This is a genomic window from Limibacillus sp. (assembly GCA_037379885.1).
GTDB lineage: Bacteria > Pseudomonadota > Alphaproteobacteria > Kiloniellales > CECT-8803 > JARRJC01.
The window spans coordinates 1-25,119 of the sequence record JARRJC010000030.1; the positions used below are offsets into that span (position 1 = coordinate 1).

Here is a 25,119-nt window from a genome sequence, read left to right on the forward strand (position 1 = left end):
GACGCGCACTGAGGGGCTGAGGAGGTGAAGGGCTGGAGGCCAAGCGCCGCCCATCCTTCGAGACGGCCGCGTTCGCGGCCTCCTCAGGATGAGGGGGGTGTTGTGCTGTCGCTGATCCCCCGGTTCCGCCGCCGCTTCCTCATCCTGAGGAGCGGGCGTTCTCGCCCGCGTCCAGAAGGATGGGCGGTTTGCGCCCCCTTAGGCCGCCGCGTAGATGCCCGCGGCCTTGACGTCCTCGCTGACGTGGGACTCGAACTGCTTGAAGTTGTCTTCGAAGCGGCGTGAGAGCTCGCGGCTGGTCTGGTCGTAGGCCTTCTTGTCGGCCCAGGTCTGGCGCGGGTCCAGCACCTCGTCGGGTACGTCCGGGCAGTTGCTGGGGACCAGCAGCCCGAAGGCCGGATGGGTATTGGAGGCGACGGCGGAGAGCTGTCCTTCCAGCGCGGCCTTCAGCATGGCGCGGGTGTGGCGGATCTTCATGCGTTCGCCCACGCCATAGGCGCCGCCCGACCAGCCGGTGTTGACCAGCCAGCAGTTGGCCCCGGTCTTGGCCATCTTCTCGCCCAGCATCTTCGCGTAGACGCTGGGGTGGCGCGGCATGAAGGGCGCGCCGAAACAGGTTGAGAAGGTCGCCTGCGGCTCGCTGCCCAGGCCCCGCTCGGTCCCGGCGACGCGCGCGGTGTAGCCGGACAGGAAGTGGTACATGGCCTGTTCGGGCGTCAGTTTGGAGATCGGCGGCAGAACGCCGAAGGCATCGGCGGTCAGCATGACGATGTTCTGCGGCTGGTTGCCCTGGCCGCCGGGCGCGATGTTGGGAATGAAGTCGATGGGGTAGGAGGCGCGCGTGTTCTCCGTGTAGCGCGCGTCATCCAGGTCGAGCCCGCCGGTCAGCGGGTCCATCACCACGTTCTCCAGGATCGTGCCGAAGCGGCTGGTGGTGGCGTAGATCTCCGGCTCGGCCTCCTGGGACAGGCGGATCACCTTGGCGTAGCAGCCGCCCTCGAAGTTGAAGACGCCCTTGTCGGACCAGCCGTGCTCGTCGTCGCCGATCAGGCGGCGGTGCGGGTCGGCGGATAGCGTGGTCTTGCCGGTCCCGGAGAGCCCGAAGAAGATCGCGGTGTCGCCAGCCTCCCCGATGTTGGCCGAGCAGTGCATCGGCAGCACGTCGCGCTCGGGCAGCAGGTAGTTGAGGATCGAGAAGATGGACTTCTTGATCTCGCCGGCATAGCGCGTGCCGCCGATCAGGATGGTGCGCTCAGAGAAGTTCACCACGATGAAGGTGGAGGAGTTGGTGCCGTCCGTCTCGGGGTCGGCCTCCAGGTGCGGGGCGTGCAGCACGGTGAAGTCCGGCGCGAAGTCCGCAAGCTGGTCGTGGCCCGGCTCGATGAACATGTTGCGCGCGAAGAGCGCGTGCCAGGCGTTTTCGGAGACCACGCGCACCTTCAGGCGGTATTCCGGATCGGCCCCGGCGAAGAGGTCCTGCACGAAGAGGTCGCGGTCCTGCAGGTAGGCGGTCACCTTGCCGTAGAGGCGGCGGTAGGACTCGTCCGTGGTCGCCACGTTGACCTTGCCCCACCAGATCGAGTCGCGCGTCGCCGGCTCCTCCACGATGAACTTGTCGTTGGGCGAGCGCCCCGTCTGGTCGCCGGTCAGGGCGACGAAGGCGCCGCCGCGCGCAAGCTCGCCCTCGCCGCGCTTGATCGCGGTCTGGATAAGCTGCGCGCTGTGCAGGTTCCAATAGGCGGTGTGATAGTGGCGTAGCCCGTGATTGGCCAAGCCGTGACGGCTGATGACGCTGCCGATGTCCTGGGTGCTCACGCTGAGGGGTCTCCTTCGAACTTCCTGGGGTTTCGTTCCTCTGCCCTTTGGCTTCTTCCCTTTGGCGGGAGGGGTCTCCTTAAAGGGACGCCGCTCCTCTTTTTTCTTTCCCCGCGGGCCGGACTTTGCCGGTCAGGGTGAAGAAGGTTATGCCCCCTCGGCTTTCGCCTTGGCAAGAACCGAAAGCCCGAATCGGGAAATTAAACGGGGAGAACCCTGGATTCAGGAAGCGGACGGCTGTTCAGAAGCCGAGTTCGGCCCTCTCCAGCCAGTGGATGCGGCCGAATCCGGCGACCAGATGGGCCTTTTCGGTTTCGAAACGCCAGAAAGCGAAATCGCCGAAGTCGGCATAGAGCGCCGCCGAGGGGTGGCGCTCCAGAAAGGCCGCCTTGTTGGCTTCGCGCCGTTCCGCCGGCTCGCGGAGCGCGCGCCCCAGAAGCGTGACCCGCGCCTGGGCCAGAGGGTCGCCCGCCGCGTCAGAGCGCAGCAGGAGCGAGGCTGCCGGGTCCGCCGAGAGGTTCTTGGTGTGATCGGCCAACTGGGAGATCAGAAGCAAAGGACCGGGCCGCGCGTCGCGGCCCAGCAGCACCAGGGAGACATAGGGCGGACCGTCCGGTTCGCTCACCAACCGGGTCGCCAACGCCGCCTCGTCCGTTTCGTCGAGAAGGCGGCGGACCTCCTCGGCCGGTGTTGGTTCGCTCATGGCCTCGATTCCTCCTCCAAGGGCGCCCCTCAATCACCTTGGCAGCGCCCCATTCGCGCCACAGTGCGGCGAGAGAAGGGACCTGCTATTCTGAGCGGGACTTTGCAGCAACTGCTGGGAATCACCACATAAAACCTGCCCGGCTGCAAGCGGGGCGAAGATTGGGCGAGGAGCGAAACAAGGTCATGCAAGCCACGATCGCCTTGGTCGACGACGACCGCAACATTCTGACCTCCGTCACCATGGCGCTGGAGGCGGAAGGCTACAAGGTGCGCACCTATAACGACGGGTCGGAGGCCTTGCGCGGCCTCTCCGCGAACCCCGTCGATCTGGCCGTGCTCGACATCAAGATGCCGCGCATGGACGGCATGGAGCTTCTTGGCCGCCTGCGCGAATCCTCGCAGCTTCCGGTGATCTTCCTGACGTCCAAGGACGATGAAGTGGACGAGGTCCTGGGCCTGCGCATGGGTGCGGACGACTACATCACCAAGCCCTTCTCCCAACGACTCCTGATCGAGCGCATCCGCGCGCTGCTGCGCCGCGAACGGCTCTCGGGCGAAGGTCCGGGAACCAGCGAGGCCGACAAGCCGGTGACGCGCGGCGACCTGATGCTCGACCCCAGCCGCCACCTCTGCACCTGGAAGGGTGAGCCGGTGAACCTCACGGTCACGGAGTTCCTGATCCTGAAGGCGCTGGCCCAACGGCCCGGACACGTCAAGAACCGCGATCAGCTCATGGATGCCGCCTACGGCGAGTCGATCTATGTGGACGACCGCACGATCGACAGCCACATCAAGCGCCTGCGCAAGAAGTTCAAGGCGATCGACGACGATTTCCAGCAGATCGAGACCCTCTACGGCGTCGGTTACCGCTATAAGGAAAGCTGAGCCTGCGGGCCGCCGCCACGGCGGCCCTGCGGTTCGGCGTTTTTTGGGGGATCATGGTAGCCGGAAGCGACAGCCATCAGGCCTTCGAGGGCCGGGACAGCGAAAGCGAGGTTGAAAAGAGCGCGCGCGCCCGCCGCAAGCGCCTGGACCGCGCGCGCTGGCGCTCACCGCTCGGCCGCCGCATCCTGCTGTTGAACACCCTCGTGCTGCTGATCCCGATTCTCGGCCTGCTGCACCTTGAGGACTACCGCGACGGCCTGATCGAGGCGGAGATGCAGTCGCTCTCCACCCAGGCCCGCGCCTACGCCTTCGCCCTTGCCGGGGGCGCCGTGGTGGTCGCGACCAACGGCGAGCAGCGACTGGTGGGCGAACAGGCAGCCCGCATCACCCGCCTGCTGCTCGGCGATTCCAAGGTGCGCGCCCGCATCTTCGTGCAGAACGGGGCTCTGGTCGCCGACTCCTCCCGCTTTTCCGGCGTGGTCGGCGGGATCGAGGTGGAGGAACTGCCGCCGCCGGGCGGTGAGGAGGGCCTGCGCCTCTGGCTCAGCCGCCTCTACGACCGCATCCTGCTGACCTTCTCCGTCGCCGCCGACCTGCCGCTCTACCGGGAGCGCCAGGGACAGGAGGCGAGCGACTACGCCGAGGTCGAGCGGGCGCTGAACGGCGCCAGCAACGCCGTGGCCCGGCGCGACGGCAGCGGCGGTCTGGTGATCTCCGTCGCCGTGCCGCTGCAACGCTACCGCCAGGTGCTGGCCGCGTTGATGCTCTCCAAGGACGGGGAGGAGGTCGAGGCCGCCGTGCGCGACCGCCGCGGCGACATCCTGGTGGTCTTCGCCGTGGCGCTGGCGGTCACGGTGCTGCTCTCGGCCTATCTGACCGGCACCATCGCCCGCCCGATTCGCCGCCTCGCCGAGGCCGCCGATCAGGTGCGGCGCTCGAAGAACCGGCAGGTGGCGCTGCCCGACCTTTCGCACCGGCGCGATGAGATCGGCGACCTCTCCGGCGCGCTGCGCGAGATGACCGAGGCGCTCTGGAACCGAATGGACGCCATCGAGCGCTTCGCCGCCGACGTCTCCCACGAGATCAAGAACCCCCTGACCTCGGTCCGCAGCGCGGTGGAGACCGTGACGCTGGTCGAGGACCCCGCCCAGCAGAAGCGCCTCATGGGGATCATCCTGGACGACGTGCAGCGGCTTGACCGCTTGATCAGCGATATCTCCAACGCCTCGCGCCTGGACGCCGAGTTGAGCCGCGCGGAGACCGAGCCGGTCGACCTGCGCCGCCTGCTGCGCGCGGTCTTCGATTCCTACGCCGCCAGCGAGAAGCCGGAATGGCCCAGCTTCGACATTCACGTGCCGGAGGGCGATAAGCCCCTGATGGTCCTGGGCATCGAAGGCCGACTGGGCCAGGTGATCCGCAACCTCATCACCAACGCCATCTCCTTCAGCCCGCCGGGCGGACGGGTCACGCTCAGCCTGGAAAGCGACGGCGGCTCGGCCCGGGTCATCGTCGACGACCAGGGGCCGGGCATCCCCGAAGGCAAGCTGGAGGCGATCTTCGACCGTTTCTATAGCGAACGGCCCAGCGGCGAGAAGTTCGGCACTCATTCCGGCCTCGGCCTCTCGATCTCCAAGCAGATCGTGGAGGCCCACGGCGGGCGGCTCTGGGCGCAGAACCGTGTCGGCGAAGACGGGAAGATCTCCGGCGCGCGCTTTGTCGTTCGCTTGCCGCTGGAGTAAGCTTGCGGGCTAAATGGGTCAAAGCGCGCCACCCTGAGCAAGGCGCGGGGGAGAGGGAAGCTGCCCTTGCCGGAGACGCCCAAAGCGGAAACGCTGGTTCACGCGACCTGCCTCGCCCTTGAGGGGCGCGGGCTCTTGCTGCGTGGTCCCTCGGGCTCCGGCAAGTCGGACCTCGCCCTGCGCCTGATCGAGGAGGGCGCCAGGCTGGTCGCCGACGACCAGACCCTTCTGAGCGAAACGGACGGCCGGCTGATCGCGCGCTCGCCCGACAGCATCGCGGGCAAGCTCGAGGTCCGGGGCGTCGGCATCCGGCGCGTGCCCTCCTTGAGCGAGACGACCCTGGAATTGATCGTCGATCTGGTCGGCTCCGGCGCGGTGGAGCGCCTGCCCGATCCGCAGAGCGAGAGCTTGGGCGGGGTGGAACTGCCGCGCATCGCGCTCGACCCCTTCGCCGCCTCCGCGCCCTTGAAGCTGCGTCTGGCCTTGGAGGGCTTGCCGCGTCATGGCGTGATCGAGTCTTTCTCCGAGCAGCGCTCCAGCGCCGAGGCGCCGCTGGTGGTTCTGGTGACGGGGCTTTCCGGCGCCGGCCACTCGACGGCGCTGCGCATTCTGGAGGACCAGGGCTTCGAGGCCATCGACAACCTGCCGCTGCGCCTCTTGAAGCGGGTCCTGAAGGACGAGGAGCGGGGCCGGCCGCTGGCCATCGGCACCGACACGCGCACCCGCGGCTTTGCGACCCAGGCCTTCCTGGAGACGCTCGACGCCCTGCTCGCCAATCCGGGCTACGACCTGCGGCTGGTCTACCTGGACTGCGAGGACGAGGTGCTGGTGCGCCGCTTCACCGAGACGCGCCGCCGCCATCCCATGGCGACCGACCGGCCCCTGGCCGACGGGATCGCCGCCGAGCGCGCGCTGCTGGCCCCCTTGCGACAGCGCGCGGGCATCCACATCGACACGAGCCACCTGCACACCAGCGAGCTGGGCCGCGTTCTTTCCGGGCACCTGGGCCTGGAGAAGACCTCGGGCTTGAGCCTTTTCGTGACCTCCTTTTCCTACCGCAAGGGCTTGCCGCGCGAGGCCGATCTGGTGTTCGACGTGCGTTTCCTGCGCAATCCGCACTATCAGGCGGAGCTGCGCCCGCTGACCGGCCTGGACATGGCCGTGGCGCGCTATGTCGAGGCCGATCCGGGGTTCGACGACTTCTACCAACGTCTGACTTCCTTGCTCGGGCCCCTGTTGCCGCGCTACGAAGCGGAGGGAAAGAGCTATCTAACGCTTGCCATTGGCTGCACGGGCGGGCGTCATCGGTCGGTTGCGATCGCCGAGAGGCTGGCCCAATGGCTTTTGACTCAAGGTCGCAGCGTCACCTTGGGTCACCGGGACCTGCCGGGGGGCGAAGGTGAAGCGCGCACCCTGGAACCGCCGGCCCAACGGGCGTAGAACGGACGGGATTTTGTGACTGGAGACGGCGCGAGCCGCTTCGCGAAGAGGGACAAGAGAAAAAACGCCATGATCGGGATCGTATTGGTAACCCATGGCCGCCTGGCCGATGAATTCATGGACGCCATGGAGCACGTGGTGGGCGAGCAGGCCGGCGTCGCCGCCGTCTGCATCGGGCCCGAGGACGACATGGAGGCGCGCCGCCGCGAGATCCTCGCCGCCTGCGACAAGGTGGACACTGGAAAGGGCGTGGTGATCCTGACCGACATGTTCGGCGGCACGCCCTCCAACCTCGCCATTTCGGTGATGGAGGCCGGGCGGATCGAGGTGGTCGCCGGCGTCAACCTGCCGCTCTTGATAAAGCTGGCCGAGTTGCGCCGCGACAAGGACCTCTCCACCGCCGTTCTGGAAGCGCAGGAGGCGGGCCGCAAGTACATCCATGTCGCCTCCCAGCTTATGTCCAGCGCCAAGCGCGCCAAGGTTTGAGGCGGGCAAGGGACATGAGCGAAGCGGCCAAGGAACTCAGCCGGAAGGTGACGATCTGCAACCAGCGCGGTCTGCACGCCCGCGCGGCTGCGAAGTTCGTCAAGGTCGCCGGCAGTTACCAGGCCGACATCACCGTGGTGAAGGACGACACCGAAGTGCCCGGCGGGTCGATCATGGGCCTGATGATGCTGGCCGCCGCCCCCGGCACGGAGATCGAACTGAGGGGCGAGGGTTCCGACGCGGAGGCCGCGCTGGAGGCGCTGACCAAGCTGATCCTGGACCGGTTCAATGAAGACTGACCCGAAAAAATCGGCGCGCACGCCGCCGCCCGGCGAAGAGATCGTCTTCGAGGGGCTGGCCGTCTCTCCCGGTGTGGCGATCGGCCCGGCGCATCTGCGCGAGCGCGGCGCGCTCTCCTTCTCCGAGCGCGAGGTGCCTGTCGAGGAGCGCGGAGAGGAGGCGGCCCGCTTCCAGATGGCGGTCACCAGCGGGCGGCGTCAGCTTCAGAAACTGCGGATCAAGTCCGCCGACCTGCACGGCAGCGTCGCGGCCGAGGAGCTGGGCTACCTGCTGGACGCGCACATGCAGATGCTCGACTCGGCCCGGCTTCTGCGCGGCGTGACCCAGCGGATCGAGCAGCAGGGCCTGAACGCAGAGGCGGCGGTCTGGCAGGAGATCGAGGCGCTGGCCGAGCAGTTCGAATCGATCGACGACCCCTACCTCAAGTCCCGCGCGCAGGAGGTGCGGGAGGTGGGTGACCGCATCCTGCGCAATCTGACCGACGAGGGGGCCTTCGTCGGCTTTGGCGATCTACAGCCCGGCACCATCGTGCTGGCCGAGGAGATTACGCCCGCGGACACCGCGCTCATGGATCCCAAGCGGATCGCCGGGTTCGCCGGACTGATCGGCGGCACCGAGGGGCACACGGCGATCATGGCCCGCTCGCTCGGTTTGCCCGCCGTTCTGGGCTGCGACGGCCTGTTGCAGGTGGCCCGGGGCGGCGCGCAGGTGATCGTGGACGGCTCGCGCGGCCTGGTGATCGTCAACCCGAGCGAGGCGCGGCTGCGCGAGTACGAGCTGAAGCGCGAGGCCTTCAAGGCCGAAGCAGTGGAGCTTTCCAAGCTGCGCGACCTGCCGGCGGTGACCCGCGACGAGGTGCGCATCACGCTGCATTCGAACCTGGAGCTGCCGCGCGAGATCGGTCAGGCGGTGATGGCCGGGGCCGAGGGCGTCGGCCTGCTGCGCACGGAGTTCCTGTTCATGAACCGCGAGGACCTGCCCGACGAGGAGGAGCAGTACCGCGGTCTGGTCGAGATCATCGAAGGCATGGCCGGGCGGCCGGTCACGGTGCGCACGCTGGACGTGGGCGGCGAGAAGCTGGCCGCCTCCATCGCGGAGCGCCACGGTGAGAGCGTCAACCCGGCGCTGGGCCTGAGAGCCGTGCGTCTCGGCCTGCGCGAGCCGGAACTGCTGGAACGTCAACTCGCCGCCATCCTGCGGGCCAGCGCGCATGGGCCGCTGCGCATCCTGCTGCCGATGATCTCCGCCCTGGAAGAGGTGCAGGCCGTGCGCCTGATCATGGAGCGCGTGGCCGCGCAGCTGCGCGCCGAGGGCCGCCGCCTGCCGGACCGCCTGCCGCCGCTGGGCATCATGATCGAGGTGCCGGGCGCGGCCCTGGCCGCGGACGCCCTGGCCGAGGTCAGCGATTTCTTCGCGCTCGGCACCAACGACCTGACCAGCTATACGCTCGCCATCGACCGTGGCGACGAGCGGCTGGCGCACCTCTACAACCCGTTGCACCCCGCCGTGCTGCGGCTCATTCAGTTCGCCATCGGCGCCGGACAGCGCGCCGGGATACCGGTTTCGATCTGCGGCGAGATGGCGGGCGATCCGCGCTACACTCCGCTTCTGATCGGCCTGGGCGTGCGGGAGCTTTCCATGGCCTCCACCGCGCTTCCCAGGGTCAAGAACCGGATCCGGGAGCTGGACATGGCTTCGTCGGAGCGCTGCGCGCGGGCGGTCATGCAGTGCGCGGACAGCGAATCGATTTCTGCTCTCCTCGACGAATGCGGGTCGAAACCGGCTCTAAGAGACGCCGCGAGAAGCAGCGCCTGAGCCTGACGGAAGGGCTTGCCCTTGCCCTCGCGGGGGCTTGCTGCTATCTCCCCGGTCTAAGCCTTTTGGCTTCATCCCAGACAATCACTGTTACAACTAAAAGGTTGCCCGGCCATGACTGATTCGAACGACTACAAGGTCAAGGACATCTCGCTTGCCGATTGGGGCCGCAAGGAAATCGCCATGGCCGAAGTCGAGATGCCGGGCCTGATGGCCCTGCGCGAGGAGTATGGCGCGAAGAAGCCGCTCGCCGGCGCGCGCATCACCGGCTGCCTGCACATGACCATCCAGACCGCCGTGCTGATCGAAACCCTGGTCGCGCTGGGCGCCGAAGTGCGCTGGTCCTCCTGCAACATCTTCTCCACCCAGGACCATGCCGCCGCCGCCATCGCCGCCTCCGGCGTGCCGGTCTTCGCCTGGAAGGGCGAGACGGAGGAGGAGTACTGGTGGTGCATCGAGCAGACCCTGTCGGGCCCGGGCGGCTGGAAGCCCAACATGCTGCTGGACGACGGCGGCGACCTGACCCTGCTGGTGCACGACAAGCACCCGCAGCTGATGGAGGAGATTCGCGGCGTCTCGGAAGAGACCACGACCGGCGTGCACCGGCTCTACGAGATGGCCAAGAAGGGCACGCTCAAGATGCCGGCGATCAACGTCAACGACTCCGTCACCAAGTCGAAGTTCGACAACGTCTACGGCTGCCGTGAGAGCCTGGTGGACGCGATCCGCCGCGGCACCGACGTCATGATGGCCGGCAAGGTCGCCGTGGTGAACGGCTACGGCGACGTCGGCAAGGGCTCGGCCCAGTCGCTGCGTCAGGCCGGTTGCCGCGTGATGGTCACCGAGGTCGACCCCATCTGCGCGCTTCAGGCCGCGATGGAGGGCTACGAGGTCGTGACCATGAACGACGTCGCCAGCAAGGGCGACATCTTCGTCTCCGCCACCGGCAACAGCGACATCATCACGCTGGACCACATGCGCCAGATGAAGGACCGCGCGATCGTCTGCAACATCGGCCACTTCGACAACGAGATTCAGGTCGACGCCCTGCGCAACATGAAGTGGGACAACGTGAAGCCGCAGGTGGACGAGATCGAGTTCCCCGACGGCCACCGCATCGTGCTGCTGTCGGAGGGCCGTCTGGTCAACCTGGGCAACGCCACCGGCCACCCGAGCTTCGTGATGAGCGCCTCCTTCACCAACCAGGTGCTGGCGCAGATCGAGCTCTGGAACAACCACGGCGAATACGAGAACAAGGTCTATGTCCTGCCGCGTCATCTGGACGAGAAGGTGGCGGCCCTGCATCTGGAGAAGGTCGGCGCCAAGCTGACCAAGCTGACCCAGGAGCAGGCCGACTACATCGGCGTCGAGGTGTCCGGTCCCTTCAAGAGCGACCAGTATCGCTACTGACGGCTGTCCGCCGCGGAGGCGTCTCAACCCAGTTCGTGGGACGCGACGCCGGGCACGTAGACGTAGCCCGCAGGCGAGACGAGATAACACTCGTAGAGCCCGTGGGGCTTGTGGGCGCAAGGGGCCAGAACCGTGTAGCCCCCGGCCTCGGCGCGTTGCTGGCAGGCCTCGGGATCCAGATCGTAGAGCCTGATCTCCAGGCCGACGCCCCTGAGCGCGCCGTCTCCGGTAAGCTCCAGAAGCGGATGTTCGCCATAGGTTTGGTCGCCGTGCAGCATCCAGACCTGTCCGGCGTGGGAGAGAACCGCGAAGTCCCGGTCGGACGTCAGGACCGCCACGCCGAGGACGCCGCGCAGGAACTCGACCTCGCGCAGCACGTCGGGGACCAGTAGATTGAGGCCGACCCCTTTCAGGGAGCGGCCGAAGTCCGGCGCGGAGGGAAAGTCTTTGGTCTTCTCGGTCATGGGAGGACTCTTCGCATCTCGGGTTCATCCGTCGCGGCCAGCATCGGTCCTGTGGCGGCCCCAGGTAAAGAACCAATAGGAGCACGCGCGAGGTGACAAGCGCCGCCGACCCTCAGAAGAAGCCGGAGTCCCTGCCCGGCCAGGCGCCCTATCTGGCGGCGATCCTGACCGGTCTGGTGGCGATGGGGCCCGTCTCCACGGACCTCTACCTGCCCTCGCTGCCCTCCATGCGCGTCGACCTGATGGCCAGCGCCGGGCAGGCGCAGCTCACCCTCTCCGCCTTCGTCTTCGGCATCGCCATCGCGCAGCTCGTGCACGGGCCGCTCTCCGACCGTTTCGGGCGGCGTCCGGTCCTGATCGGCGGGCTGCTGCTCTACATCGCGGCCAGTCTTTTCTGCGCGCTGGCCAGTTCCATCGAAGCGCTGATCGCGGGCCGGGTGCTGCAGGCGCTGGGCGCTTGCGTCGGGCCGGTCGTGGGCCGCGCCATCGTGCGCGACGTCTACGGCCGGGAGGACGCGGGGCGCATCATGTCCTATATCGCCACCGCCATGGCCGTGGCGCCCGCCATCGGTCCCATGATCGGCGGAGTGCTGGAGGTGGTCGTCGGCTGGCGCTCCAGCTTCGCCGCCATGCTTCTCTATGGCGGTTTTGCCCTGACGCTGGTGGTCGCGGTGCTGAAGGAAAGCAACCGCTGGAAAGACCCGAACGCCACGCGCCCGGGCCGCCTGTTGGCCAACTACCGCGCGCTGCTCTCCAACCGCATCTTCATTAGCTACTGCGGGATCAACGCGGCCAGTTTCGCCGGGCTCTTCGCCTTCATCTCCGGGGCCAGCTTCGTGATCATCGAGGTCCTGGAGATCGATCCGGCCTACTTCGGGTTCTGCTTCCTGGTCTTCGTTCTCGGCTTCATGAGCGGCGCTTTCTTCTCCGGCAAGGCCAGCCGCAGGCTGGGCGGCGACCGCCTGATCCTGATCGGCACGCTGCTGACCTGCCTGTCCGGCCTGGCGGGCGCGCTGCTCGCCTTTTCCGGGGTCTTGCAGCTTTGGGCGATCCTGGCGCCGATCTTCCCCTTCATGGTCGGCATGGGCATGGTGCTGCCCAACGCCTTCGCCTCGGCCATCGGGCCCTTTCCGCGCATGGCGGGTTCCGCCTCGGCGCTGCTGGGGTTCTTGCAGATGATGACGGCCGCTCTCTCCGGCGTTCTGGTCGGCCAGCTCGCCGACGGCACGGCCCAGGCCATGTGGGCGGTCATGTTCCTCTCCGGCGCGGCGGCGCTCGCGGTGCGGCTCTGGCTGTTGCCCAAGGAAGAGGTGCGGCGTGAAGCCGAGCGCCATGCCGACCTTCAGCAGCGCGCCGGCGGCCTCTAGAAGCGCGCCTCCATCTCCCGCCGCACGGCCATGGCCTGACTCTCCTCGTTCACGGCGACATCCGCCCAGGTGACGACCCCGCCCTTTGCGACCGGCCGGGTCAGCGTCAGCTTGTGGGCAAGGCCGATGGGCAGCGCGCCCACGTCACGGCTGCGCGCGGCGGGCAGCAGCTTGCCCCAGACGGTGAAGCCGCCTTCGCCGTCCAGGGTCTCGCCCACGGCCAGGTCGCGCTTGGCGACCGCCGCCACGTCCCCGCTCCAGGCGCGGGTGGTCCCGGTCGGCTCCCCGCGCAGCGCGGCGCTGGCGACGGAGATTCCCAGCTCCAGCCCGATCAGGTGGAAGGGCTTGTACATGGAGGCGTAGCGGCCGCTGGGATCGGTGTCGAGGCCGTATTCGGCAAAGCAGCGCGCGGCGTAGTCGGAGGGCGCCTCGAAAACCGTGTAGACGCCCCAGCGCAGGTCCCGGAAGACCGGGCGCCCGTCGCGCTCGACGCTGGAGATGACCTCGACCTGCCCCTTGTGCTGAAGCCGTCCGCCTTCCGCCTTGGGCCGCAGGATGAACGGCAGGTCGTCGACGCCGCAGGGCGGGAAGGAAAGCCCCTCGTCCGGCGGCGTCAGGCCGGTCGCGTTGGCCACCGCCGCCATCTCGATACCCGACTTGGTGCCGTCCAGGAAGGAATTGAACATCTGTGGGTTCATACCGCCTTCCGCGGCCCGCTCGGGCGTCATGCCGAAGTGGCCCCAGACGGTATCGGGTGTGGATTCGTGGAAGGCGGGCAGGTACTTGGTGCCCTTGCCCGCGGCCACGATCTCGAACCCGCAGGCCCGCGCCCAGTCCACCATCTCGCAGATCAGGGCCGGTTGATCGCCGTAGGCCATGGAATAGACCACGCCAGCCTGTCGGCAACGCTCGGCCAGCAGGGGGCCGGCCAGCACGTCGGCTTCCACGTTCACCATGACGATGTGTTTTCCCTGCTCGGAGCAGAGCAGGGCGTGGGCGACGCCCGCTGCCGGGCTCCCGGTTGCGTCGATCACCACCTCGGTCGCGCCAAAGGCGATGGCGGCGGCGGCATCGTCGGTTATGAAGGTGGCTCCCTTGGCCTCCGCTTCGGAGAGGCTGCCGGCGGTGCTCTGCTGCTCCTCCCAGCCGGTGGTGACTAGCGCCTTCTTCGCGCGCTCAGGCGACAGGTCGGCCAGGGCCAGCAGATGGATGCCCGGCGTCACGCGGGCTTGAGACAGGAACATGGAGCCGAACTTCCCCGCGCCGATCAGGACGACACGGATCGGATTGCAGGCGTCCCGCCGATCCTGGAGGAGTCTGTGTAGGTTCATTCTTGCTTCCTTAATCGCCACATCACAGGTAAGGAGACAGCCAACGCTCCCACAGAGACCAAGGCGAAAGGAACCCAAAAATGGATGAAGACAACTTCAACATGGAACTGCGCAAGTTCCTGAAGACCGTCGGCGTCACCTCCCAGCGGGAGATCGAGCAGGCCGTGCGCGCCGGCGTCGAAAGCGGCGCGGTTAAGTCCGGCGACCAGGTCAAGGTTAAGGCCGTCATCTCCATCGAGGGCCTGGGCCTTGACCACGAAATCGACGGCAACCTCTCGATCAAGTAGAGATAACCGCTACTGCTGGGCGGGCGGCAGCAGCGGGGTGCCGTTGATGGTGAGGGAGCCGTTGGGCAGCAGCTTGAAGTCGTAGGCCAGCGCGCCTTGGACCGTCGGCTCCGGCGCCTCCGGCCCCTGCGCGTAGATCATCATCAGCCCCAGCATGCCCAGAAGGCCCTGGCCGTTCTGGCGCACCTCCGGGTTCTGGCTGGCCGCCATCTCCTGCGCCATGGCTTGCAGGTTGCTCATCCCGGCGACCTGCATGCGGAAGAAGCCGTCGGTCTTGAAGGCTGCCTGGGGGTTCGCGCGGAAGCGGCCGGTGCCGGCCAGTGCGCTCACCTTGTTGGCAAAGGAGAGTTCGTCAATGGTGAAGGTGGAGCCGCTCGCGGCCAGGCTGTTCACCAGGTCGTCGGCCAGCATCATGGTGGCCTCGGGGTCCAGGTCCGGCGCTTCCTCCGCATCGGCGAGGGCCGCGGTGTTCGCGAAGTGCGACAGGAAGTCCAGGATGTCGTCGTTGGGCAGCTTGTCCATGCTGGCCTTCAGGGAGAAGTGGGTCGGGATGAGGCGCGGGTCGAGACCCTGGGCGCCCAGCCCCGGACCGCTGGCCCCGATGTCCAGGAAGGACAGCTCGAAATGTCCCGAGGAGAGGGGGCCGTCGCCGCCCTCGTAGCCGCCCGCGAAGATCACCTGGCCGAGGGAGATCAGGGTGCCGTCGTCCGACGCGAAGGACAGCCCGTCCATCTGAAAGCGCGAATCGCCGAAGCCCGGCAGGACCGCCATGATGCTGCCGATATCGAAGTACTCCTTGACCAGTTCACCGGTCGAGAGCTGCTCCATCAACTCAAGGGTGGCCGCGGCGTCGATGCCCTTGGCGCTGGAGGTCGCGAAGACCCGGTCGATGCGCATCAGCTCCGAGCCGCCCTCGCGGAAGGTGATGTCCAGGAACTCGCTCGAGGCTTCCTGATCGAAGACCCCCGGGGAGGGCTCCTGGGTCGCGACAAGCATGTTGATCGCACCGCTGCGCAGCAGGCCCGGTTCCTGAAGCGGCGTCACCTCCATGGCCTCGGCGCCCGCGTCGAGTTGCAGGAAGTTCATGAAGCGGGTCGAGAGCACGCCTTCCAGGCGCGGCGCCTCGAAGGTCACCTGGCCTTCGGCCTGTCCGCTGTCGCCGTAGACCGTGAAGGGCGTGAGCGGCCCCAGGCCGCTGACCGCATAGCGCTGATCGCCGAGCGGGGCCATGTCGAGCGAGACGTCGCCCATGGCCAGACCGAAGGATTCCTCCTCGCTGGCGAAGGCGACGCGCAGGTTGCGCAGCAGCACCTCGTAGCGATCGTCCGCGGGCGTCACGGCGATCTCGTCGACGAAGTAGATATCGCCGCCGTACTCCGGCGCCGCCACGGCGTTGTAGAGGTCCAGGATGCCCTGCAACTCGGATTTCAGCGCCTCCGCGCCGTCAGGCGAGGCCTGCGCCATGCCCCTCTGCGGGAGGGCGAAAACCAGAAGGCAGCCGAGAAGGGCCGCCTGCACGACAGGGAACATCCGGGACATCGCTTCAACCTCAGTCAGAATCTTTTCTATGAGACGAAGTATTACACAGGCCCGGTGAACAGACCATTACGGCGGCTGCGTCTCCCGAACATGTGACCGGGCGTTGTTTGAGGCGTTTTCCTGCATGAGAAGCCGGCCCACCCCTCAGCTTGCTTGACGCCTTCTGAGGAAGGCTTTACGAACTAAGGTCAATGAATTGCGGCGGGATTTGAACCTGCCGTGTTGAATCGGGAGGGTCAAACGGCGCTGATCGCCGGCTTCGTGGAAGGAAGTTCCGCGGAGCGGTTTCGTGCATAGCGACGCCAGAGCTTCCCGCAGCAAAATGAAGAACGCTTTGAGTCTGGACCGGCGCGCCCCCGCGTCGAGGTCTCCGGACCGCCTTTAGGGAGGCAACGCGAACGCCCATGGCCGACGACCGTTTGGACAGCTTTCCCAAGCTCTTGCGGCGCAACGCCACGCTCTACGGCGACCGCCCGGCCTCACGCGAGAAGGAATACGGAATCTGGCAGTCCTGGACCTGGAAAGAGGTCGACCGGGAGGTGAGAGCGCTTGCGGCGGGCCTCGCCGATCTGGGGCTCAAGCGGGGCGAGCGTCTCGCCATCGTCGGTGACAACCGGCCCCAGCTCTACTGGTCCATGGTCGCGGCCCACTGCATCGGCGCGGTGCCGGTGCCGGTCTATCAGGATTCGGTGGCCGAGGAGATGCAGTACGTCCTGGACCATGCCGAGGTGCGCTTCGCCGTGGTCGAGAACCAGGAACAGGTCGACAAGCTGCTCTCCATCAAGGAGCGGGTGCCGAGCCTTCAGGAAATCGTCTACGACGACGCGCGCGGGCTCCGGAACTACGACCACAGCCACCTCCACCAGTTGAAGGACGTGCAGGACCGGGGCCGCGCGGCCTCGGAAACCCTGGCCGCCCTGGACGCCGAGATCGACAAGGGCGGTCCCGACGACATCTGCATCATCCTCTACACCTCCGGCACGACGGGGCGGCCCAAGGGCGTGATCCTCTCCAACGAGAACGTGCTGAGCACGGCCAGGGCCTCGGCGGAGTTCGACGGCCTGACGGCCAAGGACGAGACGCTCGCCTATCTGCCCATGGCCTGGGTCGGCGACTTCATCTTCTCCATGGGTCAGGCCTATGTCTGCGGCTTCAGCGTCGCCTGCCCGGAAAGCCCGGAGACCATGATGTCCGACCTGAAGGAGATCGGCCCCAGCTTCTTCTTCGCCCCGCCGCGCATCTTCGAGAACCTGCTGACCACAGTGATGATCCGGATGGAGGACGCGGGCAAGATCAAGCACCGCCTGTTCCACTACTTCATCAAGCATGCCGAGCGGGTCGGCGGCGACATCCTGGACGGCAAGCCGGTCTCCTTGGGCGACCGTCTGCTCTACAAGCTGGGCGAGATCTTGATTTACGGCCCGCTCAAGAACACCTTGGGCATGAGCAAGGTGCGCGTCGGTTACACGGCGGGCGAGGCGATCGGGCCGGAGATCTTCCAGTTCTACCGCTCGCTCGGCATCAACCTGAAGCAGCTCTACGGCCAGACCGAAGCCAGCGTCTTCATCACCCAGCAGCCCGATGGCGAGGTGCGGGCCGATTCGGTGGGCGTGCCGAGCCCCGGGGTGGAGGTGAAGATCGCGGAGAACGGCGAGGTCATGTACCGCTCGCCCGGCGTCTTCATCGAGTACTACAAGAACCCCGAGGCGACCTCGGAAACCAAGACGCCGGACGGATGGGTCCATACCGGCGACGCCGGTTTCTTCGAGGAGGACAGCGGCCACCTGCGGATCATCGACCGCGCCAAGGACGTCGGCAAGCTGAACGACGGCTCGCTCTTCGCGCCGAAGTACGTGGAGAACAAGCTGAAGTTCTTCCCCAACATCCTGGAGGCCGTGGCCTTCGGGCACGAGCGCGACTACGTGACCGCCTTCATCAACATCGACCTGGGCGCGGTGGGAAGCTGGGCGGAGCGCAACAACGTCTCCTACGCCTCCTATCAGGAGTTGGCGCAGCACCCCAAGGTCTACGAGATGATCCTGGGCCACGTGGAGGAGGCGAACCGCTCCATCGCCGAGGATCCCTTTCTCGCGGCCTGCCAGGTGCGGCGCTTCCTGGTGCTGCACAAGGAACTGGACGCCGACGACGGCGAGATCACGCGCACCCGGAAAGTCCGGCGTACCGTGATTTCCGACCGCTACCAGCCTTTGATCCAGGCGCTCTACGACGGTTCCGAATCCGTCTTCGCCGAGACCGAAGTGACCTACGAGGACGGCCGTAAGGGCAAGATCTCCGCAACCTTGCAGATCCGCGACGCCAAGACCTTCCCGGCGGGCGGCGAAAGCAAGGCGGCGTGAGAGCGGGGGAGAAAGCATGAGCAACCATCCGGCCGCCGAGGCCGCAGAGGACGACCAGACCTACGCCAAGCTGGAGGAAGAGCATGGCCTGAAACCCCATAGGGTGGGAGAGGTCATGCTGGAGGCGCGCAACATCACGCTGCGCTTCGGCGGCGTGGTCGCGATCAAGGACATCTCCTTCGATATCCGCGAGGGGGAGATCCGCGCGATCATCGGCCCCAACGGCGCCGGCAAGTCCTCGATGCTGAACGTGATCAACGGCTTCTATCACCCGCAGGAAGGCGAGATCTACTTCAAGGGCGAGAAGCGCAAGCCCATGAAGCCGCACCAGATCGCCAAGCAGGGCATCGCGCGCACCTTCCAGAACATCGCGCTCTTCAAAGGCATGTCGACGCTGGACAACATCATGACCGGCCGCCTGACGCGCATGAAGAGCAACCTGCTGGCGCAGTCCCTCTGGTACGGACCCGCGCAGCGCGAGGAGGTGGAGAACCGCGCCTTCGTTGAGCGCATCATCGACTTCCTGGAGATCCAGCACATCCGCAAGAAACCGGTCGGCAGCCTGCCCTACGGCCTGCAGAAGCGGGTGGAGTTGGGCCGCGCCCTGGCCGCCGAACCCCAGCTGCTCCTGCTCGACGAGCCCATGGCCGGCATGAACGTGGAGGAGAAGGAGGACATGTGCCGCTTCATCCTCGACGTGAACGAGGAGTTCGGCACGACCATCGCCCTCATCGAGCACGACATGGGCGTGGTGATGGACATCTCCGACCGCGTGGTCGTGCTCGACTACGGCAAGAAGATCGGCGACGGCACCCCTGACGAGGTGCGCGGCAATCAGGCCGTGATCGACGCCTATCTCGGCGTTTCGCACGACTAGGGGGAGAGGGAAAAGGCCGTGCCAATCGAGTTCATGTTCTTCCTGGAAACCGTGATCTCCGGCCTGATGGCCGGGGTGATGTACTCCCTGGTCGCGCTGGGTTTCGTGCTGATCTTCAAGGCCTCGGGCATCTTCAACTACGCCCAGGGCGTCCTGGCGCTTTTCGCGGCGCTGACGCTGACGGGGATCATGGAGAAGCTGGGCGTCTCCGCCTGGGTCGCGATCCCGCTGACGCTGGCCGTCATGATCGTGGTCGCGATCCTGATCGAACGCTTCGTGCTGCGCCATCTGGTCAATCAGGAGCCGATCATCCTCTTCATGGCCACCATCGGCCTGGCCTATGTGCTGGAGGGCGTCGGCGACCTGATGTGGGGGTCCGACGTGAAGATCCTCGACGTCGGGCTGCCCAACGGCGCCTCGGACTGGATGCTCGACTCCTTCAATCTCTACGTGGAGAAGCTGGAGGTGGCGGCGGCGGTGACGGCCGGTGTCCTGGTGCTGGCCCTGACGCTTTTCTCCCAGTACACCCGCATCGGCCGCGCGCTCCGCGCGGTGGCGGACGATCACCAGGCGGCGCTGTCGGTCGGCATCTCGCTGCGCACCATCTGGGTCATCGTCTGGTCCATCGCGGGCTTCGTGGCGCTGGTCGCGGGGATCATGTGGGGCTCCAAGTCCGGTGTGCAGTTCTCGCTCTCGCTGATAGCGCTGAAGGCGCTGCCGGTGCTGATCCTGGGCGGCTTCACCTCGATACCCGGCGCCATCGTCGGCGGCCTCATCATCGGTGTCGGGGAAAAGATCGCCGAGATCTATCTGGGCGACTTCCTGAATTGGCTCATGGGCGCGGACCCGACCATCTTCTCGGCGATCGAGAACTGGTTCGCCTATGTGCTGGCGCTGTTCTTCCTGCTGTTCAGGCCCCAGGGGCTGTTCGGCGAGAAGATCATCGAGCGCGTGTAACGGGCGGGGGAGAAGACAGTGCTTTACCGCGAGACCGGCGATTTCAAAACCAGCTACGCCCGTGACCAGCAGATCTTTCCGGTGCTGCAGGACCGGGTCGCCTTCTGGGCCTTGCTGGCCGTTGCCTTTCTGGTCGTGCCCTTCTTCATCGACGACTACTGGGCCAACTCCATTTTCCTGCCCTTCCTGATCTACGCCCTGGCGGCGATCGGGCTCAACATCCTGACCGGCTACTGCGGACAGGTATCGCTGGGCACCGGCGGCTTCATGGCGGTGGGCTCCTATGCCTGCTACAAGCTCATGACGGCCTTCCCGGAGCTCAACATCCTGTTCTGCGTGCTGCTCTCGGGCGGCGTCACGGCGGCGGTCGGCGTGCTCTTCGGTCTGCCGTCGCTGCGCATCAAGGGCTTCTATCTGGCGGTCGCGACCCTGGCCGCGCAGTTCTTCCTGGTCTGGCTCTTCAACAAGGTGCCCTGGTTCTACAACTACTCGGCCACCGGCCAGATCACCGCGCCCGAGCGTTCCATCTTCGGTTATTCCGTCACCGGATCGGGCGTGACGCCTGCGGCGACCTACCTTTTCTGCCTGGGCATACTGGTGGTCATGGGCTTTGCGGCGAAGAACCTGCTGCGCGGGCGCATCGGGCGTTCCTGGATGGCGATCCGCGACATGGACATCGCAGCGGAGATCATCGGCGTCTCGCCCCTGAAGGCGAAGCTTTCCGCCTTCGCGATCTCCTCCTTCTACGTCGGTGTCGCGGGCGCGCTTTATTTCGCGGTCTGGTTCGGCGCGGCGGAGCCGACCGAGGCCTTCGGCATCAACCAGTCCTTCCTGGTGCTCTTCATGATCATCATCGGCGGGCTGGGCTCCATGCTGGGCTCTTTCCTGGGCGCGGCCTTCATGGTGCTGATGCCGATCTTCCTGAAGAATCTGATGGTCGGCGGCTTCGGCGTCGACATCGCGGTCGCCAAGCATGTCGAGATCACCATCGTCGGCGCGCTCATCATCTTCTTCCTGATCGTGGAGCCGCACGGCCTGGCGCGGCTCTGGGCGATCACGAAGGAAAAGCTCCGCCTCTGGCCCTTCCCCCACTAGGAGGGATGTTCGAGGCGGCCCTACAACAAAGCAGGCAAACATGCTGAAATGACGTCATCCAAAAGAACCGAAAGGGAGGTACTTCCGAGAATGTTCAAGAAATTGACCCTGGCCGTTGCGGCCGCCGTGATCGCGGCTCCGCTGCTGGCCGCCCCGGCGAGCGCGGACCTGACCGTCCCCTCGCTGGCCTACCGCACGGGCCCCTATGCCCCCAACGGCATCCCCTTCGCCGATGGCTACGCCGACTACTTCACGCTGCTCAACCAGCGCGACGGCGGCATCGAGGGCCAGAAGATCAACTTGGTGGAGTGCGAGACGGCCTATAACACCCAGCAGGGCGTCGAGTGCTACGAGAACACCAAGGGCCAGGGCTCCCTGGTCTACCAGCCGCTGTCCACGGGCATCACCTATCAGCTGATCCCCAAGGCGACCGAGGACATGATCCCGATCCACTCCATGGGTTACGGGCGCACCTCGGCGGCCAACGGCAAGATCTTCCCCTACGTCTTCAACTTCCCCGGCACCTACTGGGATGCGGCTTCCATCATCGTGAAGCACATCATCGACGAGGAAGGCGGGGACGTCTCCGGCAAGAAGATCGCGCTGGTCTACCACAACTCCGCCTACGGCAAGGAGCCGATCCGCACGCTGGAGGAACTGGCCAAGAAGCACGGCTATGAACTGCTGCTGCTGCCGGTCGACCATCCCGGTCAGGAGCAGAAGGCCACCTGGCTGCAGGTCCGCCGCGAGCGTCCCGACTGGGTGATGATGTGGGGCTGGGGCGTGATGAACCAGGTCGCCATCAAGGAGGCCGCCTCCATCCGCTTCCCCATGGATCACTTCGTGGGCGTCTGGTGGTCCGGTTCCGAGAATGACGTGGCCCCCGCGGGCCAGGACGCCGACGGCTACAAGGCCGTCGCCTTCCACGCCTCGGGCAAGGACTTCCCCGTCTACGACGACCTCCAGAAGCACGTGATCGACGCCGGTCTGGCCGCCGGTGACGGCAGCCACGTGGGCGAGGTGCTCTACAGCCGCGGCATGGTCGCGGCCATGTGGGCTTCCGAGGCGATCCGCACGGCCATGAAGATCCATGGCACCATGGACGTCTCCCCCGCACAGGTGCGTGACGGCTACGAAGCTCTCGACGTGGACGAGGCGCGCCTGACCGAGTTGGGTCTGCCCGGCTTCACCGTTCCGGTGAAGGTGACTTGCGAGAACCACGGCGGACCGGGCCTCGGCGCGATCCAGCAGTGGGACGCCGATACCGGCACCTGGTCGCTGATCACCGACTTCGTCTCCGCCGACCGCGAAGTGGTCGACGCGCTGATCGAAGAGGATGCGGCGGCCTACGCCGCGGAGGCCAACATCACCCCGCGCGAATGTAACTGATCCGCGGGCGCTAGCGTTCGGGGGCCGTCGTTCCGGCAAGGACCGGCGGCCCCCATCCGCGCTTTTCCGATTTGATGACTTTTGATTGAACCCTTTTTAACCGACCGCGACTAAGCAACCCGCATGGGAGGCGGAGCAGGACATGGCGGAGACCACCGCTGAGGCGAAACAAGCAACGGACGCCAAGGCCGACGCCGGCAAGGGAGAGACCCTGATCGCCGTCAACAACATCGAGGTGATCTACAACCACGTGATCCTGGTGTTGAAGGGCGTCAGCATGGCGGTGCCCAAGGGCGGCATCACCGCGCTTTTGGGCGGCAACGGCGCGGGCAAGACCACCACCTTGAAGGCCATCTCCAACCTGCTGCGCTCGGAGCGCGGCGAGGTCACCAAGGGCTCGATCGAGTACCGGGGAGAAAGGATCGACGGCCTCTCGCCCTCCGATTTGGTCAAGCGCGGCGTGATCCAGGTGATGGAGGGCCGCCACTGCTTCGAGCACCTGACCATCGAGGAGAACCTGATGACCGGCGCCTACACCCGCTCTGACGGATCGGCGGCCGTGAAGCGCGACCTGGAGATGGTCTACAGCTACTTCCCGCGCCTGAAGGAACGGCGCGGCAGCCAGGCGGGCTACACCTCGGGCGGCGAGCAGCAGATGTGCGCCATCGGGCGCGCGCTCATGTCCCGGCCGGAGACCATCCTGCTCGACGAGCCCTCCATGGGCCTCGCCCCGCAGTTGGTCGAGGAAATCTTCGAGATCGTGAAGGACCTGAACGAGCGCGAGGGCGTCTCCTTCCTGCTGGCCGAGCAGAACACCAACGTCGCGCTGCGCTTCGCGCACTACGGCTACATCCTGGAGTCCGGCCGCGTGGTGATGGACGGCGAGGCCGCCGCGCTGCGCGAGAACGAGGACGTGAAGGAGTTCTACCTGGGCCTCTCCACCGAGGGCCGCCGTTCCTACCGCGACGTCAAGCACTACAAAAGGCGCAAGCGCTGGCTGTCATGAGCGATGCGAGCTTCTATTTCGACGACCGCGAGACCCGCAGCGATGCCGAGCGCCGCGAGGAGCAGGGCTCCCGGCTGCCGGGGCTGATCGCCCACGCCAAGGAGGCCTCGGCCTTCTACGCCAAGCATCTCGAGGGCGTGGAGGCGAAGGCCGTCACGGACCTGGAGGCGCTGGCCGCCCTGCCGGTCACCCGCAAGCACGATCTCATCGCGCTCCAGAAAGAGCAGCCGCCCTTCGGCGGGCTGGCGGCGCTGGATGCGACCCAGGCGCGCCGGGTCTTCACCTCGCCCGGCCCGATCTACGAGCTGGAGGCCGACGAGCCGGACTACTGGCGCACGGCGCGGGCCTTCCACGCGGCCGGTTTCAGGCCGGGCCAGCTGATCCACAACTGCTTTTCCTATCACCTGACGCCGGGCGGCTGGATCATGGATGCCGGCGCCCGCGCGCTGGGCTGCGCGGTCTTTCCCGGCGGCGTCGGCAACAGCGAGCAGCAGGCCCAGGCCATGGCGCAGTTCCGGCCCGAGGGCTACGCCGGCACGCCCGACTTCCTGAAGGTCATTCTGGAAAAGGCAGACGAGCTCTCGCTCGACGTCTCCAGCGTGAAGCACGCTTTGGTCTCCGGCGGCGCGCTCTTTCCGCAACTGCGCGACGCCTATGCGGAACGCGGGGTGACCACCCTGCAGTGCTACGCGACCGCCGACTGCGGGCTGATCGCCTATGAGAGCCTGAGCCGGGAGGGCGAGCTTTGCCCCGGCATGCTGGTGGAGGAGGAGGTGATCCTGGAGATCCTACGTCCCGGCACCGGCGACCCGGTTCCCGACGGCGAGGTCGGCGAGGTCGTGGTCTCCGTCTTCTCCAAGGCGGCGCCGCTGGTGCGCTTCGCCACCGGCGACCTTTCGGCGGTCCTGGAGGGGGAGAGCCCCTGCGGGCGGACCGGGCGGCGCATCAAGGGCTGGATGGGCCGCGCCGACCAGACCGCGAAGGTCAAGGGCATGTTCGTCCACCCCGAGCAGATCGACACGGTCCTGAAGCGCCATCCCGAGGTCGCCAAGGCGCGCCTGGAGGTCACCCGCGCAGGCGATCAGGACGCCATGACCCTGAAGGCCGAGGCTGAAGCCGCCGACGGTTTGGCCGAGGCGCTGGGCGGCAGTCTCGCCGAGGTCTGCAAGCTCAAGGGCCGGGTCGAGATCGTGGCCCCTGGAAGCCTGCCCAACGACGGCAAGGTGATCGACGATCAAAGAGACTACAGCGGCGGGTAAAGCTGGGTTAGACTCTCAAGTCATGATTTTCCGTGACGCGGGACGAGAAGCCCGCGCGCGGCGCTATCGGGACTTTGGGGGGTCTTCATGTCAGTCAGGTTGCGCGCCGCTCTCACCGCGGCCCTTGTCTTCGCATCCGCCGGCGCCCTTGCGCAGTCGGCGGGCGATCCTGCGGAGCGCGAGCTCATCACCCGTGTCGCAGAACGGCTTGAGCCCGCCCGCAAGGCGGCGTCGGAGGCTTGCGGAACGCCTCTTGCCATCGCCTTCGACCCGCAAAGCCTGACGCCGGGGAGCAGCCCTTTCGCGCGCCTGACCGCCTGTCGCGCCGCCTTTTCGGCTGTCGCAGCCCGCTGCGCGGCGCCCGAAGGCCGCGTGGCGGTGGCGCAGAACGTGAGCGCGCTGCTCTGTGTCAGCAGCTCCACACGGCTCATCAGCCTCTCCGAGGGCATCCTTCGCTTCGAGGAGAAGCCCGGCGCGCCGGACCCGGAAGGCTTCGTCGAGACCTTCCTCTTGGATGCGCTCTGAGGCGTCAGACCTGGATTTTCAGCCCGCTTGGGGACATATCGTGGGCTTGGTGACGTATAACGCCTGATAAC

Annotated in this window: 22 protein-coding genes; 17 read left to right on the top strand and 5 right to left on the bottom strand. The window is 66.6% G+C overall.

What is annotated here, in order from left to right; genetic code table 11:
* Nucleotides 1-198 precede the first annotated feature (198 nt).
* Nucleotides 199-1,800, bottom strand: a complete 1,602-nt coding sequence (locus tag P8X75_10195; protein MEJ1995564.1) for a phosphoenolpyruvate carboxykinase — start codon at nucleotides 1,798-1,800, stop codon at nucleotides 199-201.
* 256 nt (nucleotides 1,801-2,056) lie between these two features.
* Nucleotides 2,057-2,518 carry a pyridoxamine 5'-phosphate oxidase family protein gene (locus P8X75_10200; protein MEJ1995565.1) on the bottom strand — a complete coding sequence of 154 codons (462 nt, stop codon included), beginning with the start codon at nucleotides 2,516-2,518 and terminating at the stop codon, nucleotides 2,057-2,059.
* A 185-nt stretch (nucleotides 2,519-2,703) separates the two neighbouring features.
* Here P8X75_10200 and P8X75_10205 point away from each other — a divergent pair, with 185 nt between their 5' ends.
* The 7 genes from P8X75_10205 to ahcY all read left to right on the top strand — a co-directional run bounded on the left by P8X75_10205 (nucleotide 2,704) and on the right by ahcY (nucleotide 10,595).
* Nucleotides 2,704-3,405, top strand: a complete 702-nt coding sequence (locus tag P8X75_10205; GenBank protein MEJ1995566.1) for a response regulator transcription factor — start codon at nucleotides 2,704-2,706, stop codon at nucleotides 3,403-3,405.
* A gap of 53 nt (nucleotides 3,406-3,458) precedes the next feature.
* Nucleotides 3,459-5,144 carry a stimulus-sensing domain-containing protein gene (locus P8X75_10210; protein MEJ1995567.1) on the top strand — a complete coding sequence of 562 codons (1,686 nt, stop codon included), beginning with the start codon at nucleotides 3,459-3,461 and terminating at the stop codon, nucleotides 5,142-5,144.
* Between the two features lie 66 nt (nucleotides 5,145-5,210).
* Nucleotides 5,211-6,584, top strand: coding sequence for an RNase adapter RapZ (rapZ, locus tag P8X75_10215; protein ID MEJ1995568.1), 1,374 nt, complete (start codon nucleotides 5,211-5,213; stop codon nucleotides 6,582-6,584).
* Between the two features lie 69 nt (nucleotides 6,585-6,653).
* The gene (locus P8X75_10220) at nucleotides 6,654-7,070 is read left to right on the top strand and encodes a PTS sugar transporter subunit IIA (GenBank protein ID MEJ1995569.1); all 417 of its coding nucleotides are present in this window, start codon (nucleotides 6,654-6,656) and stop codon (nucleotides 7,068-7,070) included.
* A gap of 14 nt (nucleotides 7,071-7,084) precedes the next feature.
* Nucleotides 7,085-7,369 (top strand): HPr family phosphocarrier protein, encoded by a 285-nt coding sequence (locus P8X75_10225; GenBank protein MEJ1995570.1) that lies wholly within the window; start codon nucleotides 7,085-7,087, stop codon nucleotides 7,367-7,369.
* Nucleotides 7,359-9,185, top strand: coding sequence for a phosphoenolpyruvate--protein phosphotransferase (gene ptsP, locus P8X75_10230; protein ID MEJ1995571.1), 1,827 nt, complete (start codon nucleotides 7,359-7,361; stop codon nucleotides 9,183-9,185). Before P8X75_10225 ends, ptsP begins: the two co-directional genes overlap by 11 nt.
* Before the next feature lie 114 nt (nucleotides 9,186-9,299).
* Nucleotides 9,300-10,595 carry an adenosylhomocysteinase gene (gene ahcY / locus P8X75_10235; protein ID MEJ1995572.1) on the top strand — a complete coding sequence of 432 codons (1,296 nt, stop codon included), beginning with the start codon at nucleotides 9,300-9,302 and terminating at the stop codon, nucleotides 10,593-10,595.
* A 23-nt stretch (nucleotides 10,596-10,618) separates the two neighbouring features.
* On the opposite strand, the gene P8X75_10240 is transcribed toward ahcY, so the two are convergent.
* Nucleotides 10,619-11,059, bottom strand: coding sequence for a VOC family protein (locus P8X75_10240; GenBank protein ID MEJ1995573.1), 441 nt, complete (start codon nucleotides 11,057-11,059; stop codon nucleotides 10,619-10,621).
* Nucleotides 11,060-11,151: 92 nt separating this feature from the next.
* Here P8X75_10240 and P8X75_10245 point away from each other — a divergent pair, with 92 nt between their 5' ends.
* Nucleotides 11,152-12,426: a multidrug effflux MFS transporter gene (locus P8X75_10245; protein ID MEJ1995574.1), complete on the top strand. Its 1,275-nt coding sequence runs from the start codon at nucleotides 11,152-11,154 to the stop codon at nucleotides 12,424-12,426.
* Here P8X75_10245 and P8X75_10250 read toward each other — a convergent pair.
* Nucleotides 12,423-13,757: a flagellar biosynthesis protein FlgA gene (locus P8X75_10250; protein MEJ1995575.1), complete on the bottom strand. Its 1,335-nt coding sequence runs from the start codon at nucleotides 13,755-13,757 to the stop codon at nucleotides 12,423-12,425. The two genes, P8X75_10245 and P8X75_10250, sit on opposite strands and share 4 nt — an antisense overlap.
* An 80-nt stretch (nucleotides 13,758-13,837) precedes the next feature.
* Between P8X75_10250 and P8X75_10255 the strand changes: the two genes are divergently transcribed.
* The gene (locus P8X75_10255; GenBank protein MEJ1995576.1) at nucleotides 13,838-14,044 is read left to right on the top strand and encodes a DUF6494 family protein; all 207 of its coding nucleotides are present in this window, start codon (nucleotides 13,838-13,840) and stop codon (nucleotides 14,042-14,044) included.
* A 9-nt stretch (nucleotides 14,045-14,053) separates the two neighbouring features.
* Here the strand turns inward: P8X75_10255 and P8X75_10260 are convergent, their stop codons facing one another.
* Nucleotides 14,054-15,574: a hypothetical protein gene (locus P8X75_10260; GenBank protein MEJ1995577.1), complete on the bottom strand. Its 1,521-nt coding sequence runs from the start codon at nucleotides 15,572-15,574 to the stop codon at nucleotides 14,054-14,056.
* A 413-nt stretch (nucleotides 15,575-15,987) separates the two neighbouring features.
* Here P8X75_10260 and P8X75_10265 point away from each other — a divergent pair, with 413 nt between their 5' ends.
* The 8 genes from P8X75_10265 (at nucleotide 15,988) to P8X75_10300 (ending at nucleotide 25,048) form a co-directional block, all read left to right on the top strand.
* Nucleotides 15,988-17,940: an AMP-binding protein gene (locus P8X75_10265; protein ID MEJ1995578.1), complete on the top strand. Its 1,953-nt coding sequence runs from the start codon at nucleotides 15,988-15,990 to the stop codon at nucleotides 17,938-17,940.
* A gap of 115 nt (nucleotides 17,941-18,055) precedes the next feature.
* Nucleotides 18,056-18,817 carry an ABC transporter ATP-binding protein gene (locus tag P8X75_10270; protein MEJ1995579.1) on the top strand — a complete coding sequence of 254 codons (762 nt, stop codon included), beginning with the start codon at nucleotides 18,056-18,058 and terminating at the stop codon, nucleotides 18,815-18,817.
* 33 nt (nucleotides 18,818-18,850) lie between these two features.
* Nucleotides 18,851-19,774: a branched-chain amino acid ABC transporter permease gene (locus tag P8X75_10275; protein ID MEJ1995580.1), complete on the top strand. Its 924-nt coding sequence runs from the start codon at nucleotides 18,851-18,853 to the stop codon at nucleotides 19,772-19,774.
* An 18-nt stretch (nucleotides 19,775-19,792) separates the two neighbouring features.
* Nucleotides 19,793-20,869, top strand: coding sequence for a branched-chain amino acid ABC transporter permease (locus P8X75_10280; GenBank protein ID MEJ1995581.1), 1,077 nt, complete (start codon nucleotides 19,793-19,795; stop codon nucleotides 20,867-20,869).
* A gap of 90 nt (nucleotides 20,870-20,959) precedes the next feature.
* Nucleotides 20,960-22,258 carry an ABC transporter substrate-binding protein gene (locus tag P8X75_10285; protein ID MEJ1995582.1) on the top strand — a complete coding sequence of 433 codons (1,299 nt, stop codon included), beginning with the start codon at nucleotides 20,960-20,962 and terminating at the stop codon, nucleotides 22,256-22,258.
* Nucleotides 22,259-22,400: 142 nt separating this feature from the next.
* Nucleotides 22,401-23,264 (top strand): ABC transporter ATP-binding protein, encoded by an 864-nt coding sequence (locus P8X75_10290; protein MEJ1995583.1) that lies wholly within the window; start codon nucleotides 22,401-22,403, stop codon nucleotides 23,262-23,264.
* Nucleotides 23,261-24,523 carry an AMP-binding protein gene (locus P8X75_10295; protein MEJ1995584.1) on the top strand — a complete coding sequence of 421 codons (1,263 nt, stop codon included), beginning with the start codon at nucleotides 23,261-23,263 and terminating at the stop codon, nucleotides 24,521-24,523. Before P8X75_10290 ends, P8X75_10295 begins: the two co-directional genes overlap by 4 nt.
* Nucleotides 24,524-24,610: 87 nt before the next feature.
* Nucleotides 24,611-25,048, top strand: a complete 438-nt coding sequence (locus P8X75_10300; GenBank protein ID MEJ1995585.1) for a hypothetical protein — start codon at nucleotides 24,611-24,613, stop codon at nucleotides 25,046-25,048.
* The last annotated feature ends 71 nt before the right edge of the window (nucleotides 25,049-25,119 follow it).